An 11,536-nucleotide genomic window follows, 5' to 3' on the forward strand; every position below is an offset into this window, starting at 1 on the left:
GGGTCCGGACCCGGAGCGCGACCGTCAGTGGCGGAAGACCAGCGCCCCGCCGACCTGGGCGACGACCTCGTCCCACGCCGCCCGCACGGGCCCGGCGTCCTCGGCGCGCAGGGTGGCGCCGGGCTCCCGCTCACCGCGCGCCACCGCGCGTCCCAGGGGTGCGGTCGGCGCGAGCAGTTCGTCGACCCGCGTGAGGCCCGCGTACTCCGCGACGTCGCGCACGCCCTCGACCGGCTGGGCGAACACGCGGTGGTCGACCAGGCCCGCCGCGCCCCCGGCCACCTCGGCGAGCACCTCGGACAGCTCGGTGAGGTCGTAGCGGTCCTGCTCGGCCGGCAGCGGCATGACGTCGGTGTCGGCCACCTCCGGCCAGGACGCGATCTCGGTGAGGTCGTGCTGCTCGTCGCCGGCGCAGAAGCGGGCGAGGTCGGCCGGGGTGTCGAAGAGGAACACCTCGCCGTCGCGGCCGAGGAACCGGGCGACGTCCTCCACGTAGCAGCGCAGCGTCACGCCGGCGCCCTCGGGGACGACGAGCTCCACCGGGAGGATGCCGACGGCCTCCCAGAACTCCGCCGCCGCGGCGACCGCGGCCGGGGTCGCGGTGATCCGGCTGCCGCCGCGGATGGTGCTCACCCCGGCGGTGGCCGCCTCCTCCGGCGCGGAGGCCGTCGAGCCCGCGGCCGGGCGGTCGCCCGAGCCGTCGGCGCCCCGGGCGGCGGTGGCGCCCCCGCCGCGGCCGGCGGGCGCCTCGTCGGCCAGGTCCTCGTCGGCCAGGTCCTCGTCGGCCAAGTCCTCGTCGGCCGAGTCCCCGCCGGTGAGCTCCTCGTCGTCGGTCTCGTCCTCGTCGGCGGCCGAGGGGTAGGCGTCGAGGGTGGTCGTGCCGGCGCCGGTCCAGTCCAGGTGCGCCGACAGCTCCTCGATCACGTCCTCCCACAGCTCGTCGAGCGCCCCGCCGACGCCGATCCAGGCGTCCTCGCCCGAGCGGCCGACGAACGCGTCGACCCCGAGGCCGAGCGACCCGATCTCCGGCCGGGCCACCAGCTCGGCGAGGGAGGGGAACTCGGTCTCCTCGTCGCCGGCCTCGTCCTCGTCGGCGTCCTCGTCGGCGTCCTCGTCGTCGGCGACGGCCCGCGCGGAGGTCGCGCCCTCCTCGTCCTCGTCCCCGGCGGTGTCCAGGCACTCGGCCAGCCGGCTGACGATGTCGATGGTGGCCGCCAGCTCCTCGACCGCCCACCGGTCCGGGTTCTCGGCGGCGATGTCGTAGACGCCGTCGAGGTCGTAGCGGTGGTCGTCGTCGGGCGTCAGGTCCGCCGCTCCCAGCCCGACCACGACGGGCCAGACCGGGTGGTCGGCGAGGTCGTGGTCGGTGCTGGTGCGGCAGAACGCGGCGAGTGCGGCCGTGGTGGGGAAGAGGTGGACCGTGGCGGTCTCCCCCTCGGAGGTGCCGAGGAAGGCCTGCCACTCCTCGCCGTCCTCCTCCCACGGCGGCGCCCACAGGGTGTAGCCCGTGCGGTCGTCGACGGTGAGGGCGATGGGGACGATGCTCGGCCTGGCCACGACGCCCATCCTGCCCGGTCGGCCCGGGAGCGCACCCCCGGGTTCAGGCGCGCACCGGCTCCTCCCAGTCGACGTGGTGGCCGGTGAGCCAGTCGTCGGGCGCGGTGCCGCGCCGCGCGGTGCGGGCGAGGTGGCGGGCGAACAGCGGCACGGCCACCCGGTCGCGCACCCAGCGGCCGGCCGGCCCCGGTGCCTTGGCGTCCCCGGTCCGCTTGCCCCGCCGGACGACGGCCTCCACCCGGCGCCGACGCAGCGCCTCGAACGCGGCGCAGGCCTCCGCGACGGGAGCGCGGTCCCGCAGGCAGCGGGCCAGCGTGACGGCGTCCTCGAAGGCCATCGCCGCCCCCTGCCCGGAGGCCGGGGACGCCGCGTGCACGGCGTCGCCCACGAGCACCACGCCGTCGCGGTGCCAGGTGGGGACCCGCGGGAGGTCGTGGGTCGGCCAGCCGGCGAACAGCCGGTCGCTGGCCGCCAGCAGCGCGTCGACGGGCAGGTCGTCCCGGGCGAACAGCTCCCGCAGCCGCGGGCGCCAGGCCTCGGGGTCGTCCGCGGCGAGGTCGGCGCGCGTCGGCTCCCGCGCGCTCGGCGGGTTGGCGAACCACCACACGTCGCCGTCCGGGCTGGCGACGGTGCCGAGGAAGCACCGGCGGCCGAACCAGAAGTCCATGACCCCGGGCGGCCGGCCGAGGTCCGCGCCGCAGGCGTACCCGCCGACGTTGAGCAGCCCGGTGTAGCGGGCGGCCGGCGCCGCGGGGTCGACGATCGTCCGCGTCCGGGACCGCAGGCCGTCGGCGCCGACGAGCAGGTCGCCGTCGGCCGTCGTCCCGTCGTCGAAGTGCGCCCGCACCCGGCCGCCGGGCAGGCTCTCGGCGTCCCGCAGCCGCCGCCCGTGGTGCACGGGCACCCCGCTGCGGGCCAGTGCCTCGTGCAGCACCCCGTACAGGTCCGCGCGGCGGATGGTGGTCGCCTGCAGGCCGTCCGGGCGCGGGGCTGACGAGTCGAAGGCGACCAGCTCCCGCCCGGCGGCGGTGCGCATGGTCATCCGCGGGGTGGCGAAGCCGGCCGTGCGCACCTCCCCGGTCAGCCCGAGCGGGGCCAGCGCGTCGAGGCCGTTCGCGGCCAGGGTGAGCCAGGCACCGAGCCCCTCGGCCGGCCCGGCCGCCTCGTGCACCGAGACGTCCGCGCCGATGCGGTGCAGCGCCAGCGCCGTCGCTGCGCCCGCCAGCCCACCGCCCACGACGAGCGCGTCCATCGCCGCCTCCTCGACAGTTGTTTCGTTGGTTGGAACGAAACAACTGTCGGGGCTAGGCTCCGGCCGTGTCAAGGGAGCACGAGGACCTGGTGGCGCAGACGCTGGCCGCCGGCCGCGAGCTCTCGACGGCGGTGGTCATGTTCCACACGGCCGTCGGGGCGCTGGCCGGGCTGTCGGTCACCGAGACCAAGGCGCTGGAGGTCGTCCACCGCGCCGGGCCGCTCACCCCCGCCGACCTCGCGCGGCAGACCGGGCTGGCGCCTGCGTCGGTGACCGCGCTGCTGGACCGGCTCGAGCGCAAGCAGGTGGCCCGCCGGGTGCCGCACCCGACCGACGGCCGCCGCTCCCTCGTGGAGATCGACCCCGGGCACCTGGCCCGTCAGCGGGAGGTCTTCGCCGACCTGGTGCGCCGGCTCGAGGCCGTGGGGGCGGAGTTCGACGAGACCGAGCTGGCGGCCGTCGTCCGGTACCTGCGGGCCGCGACCGCCGCCCAGCTCGAGGCCACGCGGCGGCTCACCGGCGACCGGGCCGGCGAGCCGCCCGCAGTGGGCTGAGGGCCGTCAGACCCCGATCGGATGCCAGACCGTCTTCGTCTCCAGGAACCGCGTCATCCGGCCGGTGCCCGGGTCGGCGGTCCAGTCCGGCTCCTCCGCCGGCGGGCGCAGCACCCGCTTGATGCTGCCGGCGGCCATCCGCTCGAGCTCCATGGCCCGGCCGGCGGGCGCGCCGGTCAGGTCGATGGCGTCGACGTCGTCGTGCTCGGCCAGCCAGGGGCCGATCTCGCCGGCGTCGCCGGTCAGCAGGTTGACCACCCCGCCGGGGACGTCGCTGGTGGCCAGCACCTCGCCGAGGGTGACCGCCGGCAGCGGCCGCTCGTGCGAGCTGACGACGACGGCGGTGTTACCGCCCGCGAGCACCGGCGCCAGCACGCTGACCAGGCCCAGCAGCGACGAGCGCTGCGGGGCCAGGACCGCGACGACGCCGGTCGGCTCCGGCAGGGAGAAGTCGAAGAACGGCCCCGCGACCGGGTTGGCGCTGCCCAGGACGGCGGCCAGCTTGTCGGTCCACCCGGCGTACCAGACCCAGCGGTCGATGGCGGCGTCGACGACGGCCCGCGCCCGCCCCGACGACAGCCCCTCGCCGGCGGCGACCTCCTCGCAGAACTGCGCGTGCCGGCCCTCCATCACCTCCGCGACCCGGTAGAGGACCTGGCCGCGGTTGTAGGCGGTGGCGCGCGACCACTTCCCGAACGCGGCCCGCGCGGCGACGACGGCGTCGCGGGCGTCCTTGCGGGAGGCCAGCGCGGCGTTGGCGAGGAACGCGCCCCTGGCGTCGGTGACCTCGTAGGTGCGACCGGACTCCGAGCGCGGGAAGGCCCCGTTCACGTAGAGCTTGTAGGTCTTCCGGACCGCGAGACGGTCACTCACCGGGAGCTCTCCTTCAGGTACGCGGCCAGCCCGTGCCGGCCACCCTCGCGGCCGTAGCCGGACTGCTTGTAGCCGCCGAACGGCGACGTCGGGTCGAACTGGTTGAACGTGTTGGCCCACACCACGCCGGCGCGCAACCGGTCGGCGATCGCCAGGATCCGCGAGCCCTTCTCGGTCCAGATGCCGGCCGACAGCCCGTAGGTGCTGTTGTTGGCCTTGGCCACCGCCTCGTCGGGCGTGCGGAAGGTCAGCACCGACAGCACCGGGCCGAACACCTCGTCGCGGGCGATCCGGTGGGCGGGGGAGACCTCGGTGAACACCGTCGGCGGGAACCAGAAGCCGCGGTCGGGCAGGTCGCAGGCCGGCTGCCAGCGCTGCGCGCCCTCGGCCTCGCCGATCTCCGACAGCTCCCGGATGCGGGCCAGCTGCTCGGCGGAGTTGATCGCGCCGATGTCGGTGTTCTTGTCCAGCGGGTCGCCCACCCGCAGCGTGCCGATCCGCCGCTGCAGCGAGGCGATCACCTCGTCGTGGACCGACTCCTGCACCAGCAGCCGGGAGCCCGCGCAGCAGACGTGCCCCTGGTTGAAGAAGATGCCGCGCACGATGCCCTCGACGGCCTGGTCGATGGGGGCGTCGTCGAAGACGATGTTGGCCGCCTTGCCGCCGAGCTCCAGGGTCAGCGCCTTGCGGGTGCCGGCGACGGCGCGGGCGATCGAGCGGCCGACCTCGGTCGAGCCGGTGAAGGCGACCTTGTCGACGTCCTCGTGCTCCACGACGGCGCGGCCGGTGTCGCCGGCGCCGGTCACGACGTTGACCACGCCCGGCGGCAGGTCGGCCTGCCGGCACACCTCGGCGAACAGCAGCGCGGTGAGCGGGGTGGTCTCGGCCGGCTTGAGGACGACGGTGTTGCCGGTGGCCAGCGCCGGGGCGACCTTCCACGCCAGCATCAGCAGCGGGAAGTTCCACGGGATGACCTGGCCGGCCACGCCGTGCGGCCGCGGGTCGGGCCCGAGGCCCGCGTACGCGAGCTTGTCGGCCCAGCCGGCGTGGTAGAAGAAGTGCGCCGCGGCCAGGGGGACGTCGACGTCGCGGGATTCCCGGATCGGCTTGCCGTTGTCCAGGGACTCCAGGACGGCGAACTCGCGGGCCCGCTCCTGCAGGATCCGCGCGATCCGGAACAGGTACTTGCCGCGGTCGGCGGGGCGCATCGGACCCCACACGCGGGTGTACGCGCGGCGGGCGGCCTTCACGGCCCGGTCGACGTCGGCCTCGGTGCCCACCGCGATCTCGCTGAGCACCTCCTCGGTGGCCGGGTTGACCGTCTTCATCGTCTCGCCCGAGCCGTCGACGAACTCGCCGTCGACGAACAGGCCGTAGGACGGCGCGACGTCGACGATCGAGCGCGACTCGGGGGCGGGGGCGTACTCGAACAGGGGGCTGGTGGTCATCAGTCGACGCTCACGTGGTCGGGGCCGGAGTAGTGGCCGGTGCGCAGCTTCTGCCGCTGCAGGAGCAGGTCGTTGAGGAGGCTGGAGGCGCCGAGGCGGAACCAGTCGGGGGACAGCCAGTCGGCGCCGACGGTCTCGTTGACCAGCACCAGGTGCCTGATCGCGTCCTTGGTGGTGCGGATGCCGCCCGCGGGCTTCACCCCGACCTGGGTGCCGGTGGCGGCACGGAAGTCGCGGACCGCCTCGAGCATCACCAGGCACACCGGCAGGGTCGCGGCGGGCGAGATCTTGCCGGTGGAGGTCTTGACGAAGTCGGCGCCGGCGAGCATCGCCAGCCACGACGCGCGGCGGGCGTTGTCGTAGGTGACCAGCTCGCCGGTCTCGAGGATGACCTTGAGGTGGGCGGAGCCGGTGCCGTCAGGCCGGGCACACGCCTCCTTCACCGCCACGATCTCCTCGAACACCTCGAGGTAGCGGCCGGCGAGGAACGCGCCGCGGTCGATGACCATGTCGATCTCGTCGGCGCCGTTGCCCACGGCGTCGCGGACGTCGGCCAGCTTGACCTCCCGGCTGGCCCGGCCGCTGGGGAAGGCGGTGGCGACGGCGGCGACGTGGATGCCGGTGCCCTCCAGGGCCTCCCGCGCCACACCTGCGAGGTCGCCGTAGACGCAGACGGCGGCGACCGAGGGGGCGGTCGGGTCCCCGGGGTCGGGACGGCGGGCCTTGGCCGCCAGCGAGCGGACCTTCCCCGGGGTGTCGGCGCCCTCGAGCGTGGTCAGGTCGACCATCGAGATCGCGGTGTCGATCGCCCAGGCCTTGGCCGTGGTCTTGATGGAGCGGGTGCCGAGGGTGGCGGCGCGCTGCTCGGCCCCCACCTGGTCGACACCGGGCAGGCCGTGCAGGAAGGCACGGAGGGCGGCGTCCGAGCGGGTCACGTCGTCGAACGGCGCCGCGGGCCCCGGGCCGGGCCGGGTCCCGGCCGCCAGCGTCCCGGGGTCGAGCACGTGGGTCATGTGCCCATCCTCCCAGTGCGACCGGTCACCCCGGGACCGTGGTCACCCGGGGGAGCAGGCCGGGCATGGCAGCGTGGGGACATGGCGACGACGACGAGACCGGCCCTGCTCACCTGGACCACCGTCGCGCCCGTCGCCGCGGTGGTCCTGCTGGCGCTGACCTGGGGGCGGGACCCCGGCCCCGTCGTGGTGGTGGTCGACGCGGTCGCGCTCGTCGGCGCGGTGCTGGCCGCCGTCCACCACGCGGAGGTCGTCGCCCACCGGGTGGGGGAGCCGTTCGGGTCGCTGGTGCTCGCCGTCGCGGTGACCGTCATCGAGGTCGGGCTGATCGTCACGCTCGTGGCGTCGGGCGGCCCGGAGGCGACGTCGCTGGCGCGGGACACCGTGTTCGCCGCGGTGATGATCACCTGCAACGGCATCGTGGGGTTGTCGCTGCTGCTCGGGGCGCTGCGGCACGACGTCGTCTCCTTCAACCGGGAGGGGGCCGGCGCGGCGCTGGCCACCGTGCTGACCCTCGCGGTGATGACCCTGGTGCTGCCCACGTTCACCACCAGCCGGCCCGGGCCGGAGTTCTCCACCGCACAGCTGACCTTCGCCGCCCTCGCCTCGCTCGTGCTCTACGGCGCGTTCGTGGTCACCCAGACCGTGCGGCACCGCGACTTCTTCCTCCCCGTGCCCACCGGCGGCGCCCGGGACGGCGAGGACGAGCACGCCGACCCGCCGTCGGACCGCACCGCGCTGGTCAGCCTCGGGCTGCTGCTGGTGGCGCTGGTCGCCGTCGTCGGGCTGGCGAAGGTGGAGTCCCCGGCGATCGAGGCGGGGGTGGCCGCGATCGGCTTCCCGCAGTCGTTCGTCGGCGTGGTGATCGCGCTGCTGGTGCTGGCCCCCGAGACGCTGGCGGCCGCCAACGCCGCCCGCCGCGACCGGCTGCAGACCAGCCTGAACCTGGCGTTCGGGTCGGCGATGGCGAGCATCGGGCTGACCATCCCGGCGATCGCCGTCGCCTCGATCTGGCTGGACGGGCCGCTGCTGCTCGGCCTCGGCGCCACCCAGATGGTGCTGCTCGCGGTCACCGTCGTCGTCGCGGTGCTCACCGTGGTGCCCGGCCGGGCCACCCGGCTGCAGGGCGTCGTGCACCTGGTCCTGCTGGCCGGCTTCCTGTTCCTGGCCGTCGCGCCCTGACCGATACGGTGGCGCCCGTGCAGCTGACCGTCGTCGACCACCCGCTCGCCCGTGCCCGACTGTCGCGGATGCGCGACGAGCGGACCGACAACGCCGCGTTCCGGGCGGCGCTGCGCGAGCTGACCCAGATGCTGGTCTACGAGGCCACCCGCGACCTCGCCGTCGCCGAGGAGCCGATCACCACCCCGGTGACGGCGACGACCGGCTACCGGCTGGCCGCGCCGCCGCTGATCGTCCCGGTGCTGCGGGCCGGGCTCGGCATGGCCGACACCGCGCACGGGATGCTGCCGGAGTCGCAGATGGGCTTCGTCGGCCTGGCGCGCAACGAGGTGACCTTCCAGCCCGAGGCGTACATGGCCTCGCTGCCGGAGAGTCTGGTCGGCCGGCACGTGTTCGTGCTGGACCCGATGCTGGCCACCGGCGGCTCGCTGGTGCACTGCTGCACGCTGCTCACCGAGCGCGGCGCCACCGAGATCACCGTGCTGTGCGCGCTGGCCGCGCCGGTCGGTCTCGAGCGGTTGGAGCAGAGCGGCCTGCCGCTGCGGGTGTTCACCGCCAGCGTCGACGAGGGCCTCAACGAGAAGGCGTACATCGTCCCGGGTCTCGGCGACGCCGGGGACCGCCAGTTCGGCGCGGTCTGACCGTGCGGTTCGCCGTCCTGGGCACCGGTCACTGGGCCCGCACCGTGCACGCGGCGGCGATCGCCGCGCACCCCACCGCGGAGCTCGCCGGGATCTGGGGACGGGACGCGGGCAAGGCCGCCGAGGTGGGCGCGCAGTTCGACGTCCCCGGCACCGACGACCTGGCGGCGCTGCTGGAGCAGGTCGACGCGGTGGCGGTCGCCGTCCCGCCGGACGTGCAGGTGCCCCTGGCCGAGCAGGCGGCGGCCGCCGGCCGGCACCTGCTGCTGGAGAAGCCGATCGCGCTGACCGTCGACGAGGCCGACCGGGTGGTGACGGCGGTGCGCTCCGCGGGCGTCGCCTCGGTCGTGTTCTTCACCTTCCGCTTCCAGGCGCAGACGACGTCGTGGCTGGCCCAGGCGGGCCGCACCCGGCTGGCCGGCGGCGCCGCCTCGTGGCTGTCCGCGCTGGCCGGCAGCCCGTTCGACTCGGCCTGGCGCCGCCGCTACGGGGCGCTGTGGGACATCGGCCCGCACGCGCTGTCGCTGCTGGTGCCGGCGCTCGGGCCGGTGGTGTCGGTGCAGGCGGGCGCGGGCGCCGGCGACACCGTGCACCTGGTCCTGCAGCACGCCACCCCCGGCGTGGCCTCGACCGTCACGCTGTCGCACACCGTGGCGCCGCTGGCCACGGGCATCGAGTTCTCCGTCCACGGCGACGCCGGGCGGCTGGTGCTCCTGCCCGACACCGAGAGCCCGGTCGCGTCGCTGACGGCGGCGGTCGACGAGCTCACCGCGGCGGCGGTCACCGGCGGCGCGCACCCGTGCGACGTCGGCTTCGGCCGCGAGGTCGTCGTCGTCCTGGCCGCCGCGGAGCGGGCGCTGGCCTCGGGCTGCCGGGAGGACGTCCCCGCCTGAGCCCGACTTGCAGCGCGGACCCCAGTCGCCCGCAAGGGCCGGACAAGCACCGGCCGACATCGTCTCCCCCGACGACAGGGAGCCCCGGGACCCCGGGGCCGGACAGGGAGACGACATGAGCGAGTACTCGTACCTCGGCCACGACCGCGCGAACCCGCCGGCGGCCTCGGACAGCAGCTGGTACGTGCGCCGCGGCCGGATCGACCGGCGCACCTACTGGCTGCACTACGCGCTGCCGCTGTGGGCGGCGAGCGTCGCGGCGATCTGGGCGGACATCGCCCTCGGGACCGCCTGGTACACGGCCAGCTACGAGTCCTACGGCTACTACTCCTACAGCACCGACGTCAGCTTCTCGGGCGGGCCGATCACCCTGCTGGTCTCGCTGGCGCTGTTCGCGCCCTCGATCAGCGCGGCGGTGACCCGCCTGCACGACACCGGGCGCTCGGGCTGGTTCCTGCTGTGGGGCCTGGTCCCGATCGCCGGCGCGATCGTCCTGCTCGTGACGCTCGGCTTCTCGCCGAGCGAGCCCGGCCGCAACCAGTACGACGACGCCCCGCCCCCGGCCCGGCGGGAGCCGCGGCTCGCGACCTGGTGAACCCGGTTGACCGGACGGGCCAGCCTGGAGGGGTGCGGATGACCTTCTCCCGGCTGGCCGACCGGCGTCCGGTGGAGACCCGCGTCGAGCGCGACGACGGCGTGGTGTTCTCCCTGCGCGGCGCCGGGGGCGGGGCCGACCTGCCGCACGACCTGGTGCACGCGCTGGTCGAGACCGAGCTCGGGGTGCGCGACGGCATCTGGGGCTGCATCGCCGACGGCGTCGTCTGGACGACGATGCGCCACGTCTCCGGCCGGCAGCCCCCGCACGCGACCGAGCGGTCGGCCCGGCTCAAGCGGGAGCGCGCGGCCGCGATCGCGCGGGCCGAGGGCGTGGCCGACCTCGTCTCCCGTTCCGCGCGCGGCGCGGCGGTGCTGCCGGGCGAGTCCGCCGCGCTGGACCTGCCGCCGCAGCGGCTGGCCGCCGCCGCGGCCGCCCTGGCCGACGCCGGGCGGCGCTGGCGGGCGCTGCCGGTGGGGGAGAGCTGGACCCTCGAGTGGCGCCCGTCGCAGGCCCGCCCGGGGCGACGCCGCAGGTGAGGGACCCGTCCGGCACACTCCGGGCGTGATCATGGTGCTCGCCGGGGCGGTCGTGCTCGCGCCCGTCGTCGTGATGGCCGACCTCCGCCGCTGGCGGCCGCTGCCGGTGCTGCTGTGGCTGCTCGGCACCGCCGCGGTCGTGCTGTGGGTCGAGACCCGCGACGCCGCCGGCACCCGCGCCGGCGTCCTCACCGGGATCGGCTGGCTGGTCCTCGCGCTGCTCGCCGCGGGCGCCTCCGTGGCCGCGGGGCGGCGCGGCACCGGCACCCGGCCTCGCCACGGGGCCTGACCGGCCTCAGCAGCCCAGGGCGGCGGCCAGCTCCTCCAGCGAGGACACCGACAGGTCCGCGTCGGGGTCGCTCTCCGGCGGCAGCCGCGTCCCGCCGTACTCGGCGGGCCGGTGCACGTACGCCGTCCGCAGGCCGCGGGCGCGCGCGGCGGCCAGGTCGTCGACGTGCGCGGCCACCATGAGGACCTCCGACGGCGGGAGCGCGAGCAGCCGCACCGCCGAGTCGTAGACCTCCGGGTCGGGCTTGTAGCGGCCCACGACCTCGGCGCCGAGCACGGCGTCCCACGGCAGCCCGGCCCGCCGCGCCAGGTCCACCTGCAGCCGCACCCCGCCGTTGGACAGCGGCGCCAGCACGAACCGCCGCCGCAGCCGGGTCAGGCCGGGCACCGCGTCCGGCCACGGGTCGAGGCGGTGCCAGGCCAGCACGAGCTCCGCGGCGACGTCGTCGGGGACGGGGTCCGCGCCCACCTCGGCCAGCGTCTCCGGCAGCGACTCGCGGTGCAGCACGTCGAGCGGGACGAACGGCCGCCCGCCGCCGCGCACCCGCTCCATGGACGGCCGGTACCGCGCCCGCCACGCGTCGGCGAACGCCGCGGCGTCGACGTCCGGGCCGAGCAGCCGGGCCGCCTCCCGGGCCACGCCGGCGCGCCAGTCGACGACCGTGCCGAACACGTCGAGGACCAGCGCGCCGACGTCCACG

The 11,536-nt window shown here is 75.9% G+C and carries 13 protein-coding genes; 7 read left to right on the forward strand and 6 right to left on the reverse strand.

Annotated elements, in window-relative coordinates; all coding sequences use genetic code 11:
• Positions 1–24 precede the first annotated feature (24 nt).
• Positions 25–1,557 carry a hypothetical protein gene (locus tag ACI796_RS08870; RefSeq protein ID WP_456940861.1) on the reverse strand — a complete coding sequence of 511 codons (1,533 nt, stop codon included), beginning with the start codon at positions 1,555–1,557 and terminating at the stop codon, positions 25–27.
• Positions 1,558–1,600: 43 nt separating this feature from the next.
• The gene (locus tag ACI796_RS08875; protein WP_456940862.1) at positions 1,601–2,809 is read right to left on the reverse strand and encodes an FAD-dependent monooxygenase; all 1,209 of its coding nucleotides are present in this window, start codon (positions 2,807–2,809) and stop codon (positions 1,601–1,603) included.
• Between the two features lie 65 nt (positions 2,810–2,874).
• Here ACI796_RS08875 and ACI796_RS08880 point away from each other — a divergent pair, with 65 nt between their 5' ends.
• Positions 2,875–3,363, forward strand: a complete 489-nt coding sequence (locus ACI796_RS08880) for a MarR family winged helix-turn-helix transcriptional regulator (protein ID WP_456940863.1) — start codon at positions 2,875–2,877, stop codon at positions 3,361–3,363.
• Positions 3,364–3,369: 6 nt separating this feature from the next.
• Here the strand turns inward: ACI796_RS08880 and ACI796_RS08885 are convergent, their stop codons facing one another.
• The 3 genes from ACI796_RS08885 to deoC are packed head-to-tail and all read right to left on the reverse strand — an operon-like array spanning position 3,370 to position 6,697.
• Positions 3,370–4,236, reverse strand: a complete 867-nt coding sequence (locus ACI796_RS08885; RefSeq protein ID WP_456940864.1) for an aldehyde dehydrogenase family protein — start codon at positions 4,234–4,236, stop codon at positions 3,370–3,372.
• On the reverse strand, positions 4,233–5,684 hold the full coding sequence (locus ACI796_RS08890; RefSeq protein ID WP_456940865.1) for an aldehyde dehydrogenase family protein: 1,452 nt from the start codon (positions 5,682–5,684) through the stop codon (positions 4,233–4,235). The genes ACI796_RS08885 and ACI796_RS08890 overlap by 4 nt, the downstream gene beginning before the upstream one ends.
• Positions 5,684–6,697 (reverse strand): deoxyribose-phosphate aldolase, encoded by a 1,014-nt coding sequence (gene deoC / locus ACI796_RS08895; RefSeq protein ID WP_456940866.1) that lies wholly within the window; start codon positions 6,695–6,697, stop codon positions 5,684–5,686. The genes ACI796_RS08890 and deoC overlap by 1 nt, the downstream gene beginning before the upstream one ends.
• A gap of 81 nt (positions 6,698–6,778) precedes the next feature.
• Here deoC and ACI796_RS08900 point away from each other — a divergent pair, with 81 nt between their 5' ends.
• The 6 genes from ACI796_RS08900 to ACI796_RS08925 all read left to right on the forward strand — a co-directional run bounded on the left by ACI796_RS08900 (position 6,779) and on the right by ACI796_RS08925 (position 10,836).
• Positions 6,779–7,879 (forward strand): calcium:proton antiporter, encoded by a 1,101-nt coding sequence (locus ACI796_RS08900; RefSeq protein ID WP_456940867.1) that lies wholly within the window; start codon positions 6,779–6,781, stop codon positions 7,877–7,879.
• Positions 7,880–7,896: 17 nt separating this feature from the next.
• Positions 7,897–8,520 carry a uracil phosphoribosyltransferase gene (gene upp, locus ACI796_RS08905; protein ID WP_456940868.1) on the forward strand — a complete coding sequence of 208 codons (624 nt, stop codon included), beginning with the start codon at positions 7,897–7,899 and terminating at the stop codon, positions 8,518–8,520.
• A gap of 2 nt (positions 8,521–8,522) precedes the next feature.
• Entirely contained in the window at positions 8,523–9,413 is an 891-nt protein-coding gene (locus ACI796_RS08910) for a Gfo/Idh/MocA family protein (protein ID WP_456940869.1), read from the forward strand.
• A 115-nt stretch (positions 9,414–9,528) separates the two neighbouring features.
• Complete coding sequence (locus ACI796_RS08915; RefSeq protein WP_456940870.1) at positions 9,529–10,008, forward strand: DUF805 domain-containing protein; 480 nt, start codon at positions 9,529–9,531, stop codon at positions 10,006–10,008.
• A 38-nt stretch (positions 10,009–10,046) separates the two neighbouring features.
• Complete coding sequence (locus tag ACI796_RS08920; RefSeq protein ID WP_456940871.1) at positions 10,047–10,547, forward strand: hypothetical protein; 501 nt, start codon at positions 10,047–10,049, stop codon at positions 10,545–10,547.
• A 25-nt stretch (positions 10,548–10,572) separates the two neighbouring features.
• Complete coding sequence (locus ACI796_RS08925; protein ID WP_456940872.1) at positions 10,573–10,836, forward strand: hypothetical protein; 264 nt, start codon at positions 10,573–10,575, stop codon at positions 10,834–10,836.
• Positions 10,837–10,842: 6 nt separating this feature from the next.
• On the opposite strand, the gene ACI796_RS08930 is transcribed toward ACI796_RS08925, so the two are convergent.
• On the reverse strand, positions 10,843–11,535 hold the full coding sequence (locus ACI796_RS08930; protein WP_456940873.1) for a haloacid dehalogenase type II: 693 nt from the start codon (positions 11,533–11,535) through the stop codon (positions 10,843–10,845).
• Position 11,536: the final 1 nt, after the last annotated feature.

The sequence above is a fragment of the Geodermatophilus sp. SYSU D00525 genome, from assembly GCF_054050475.1.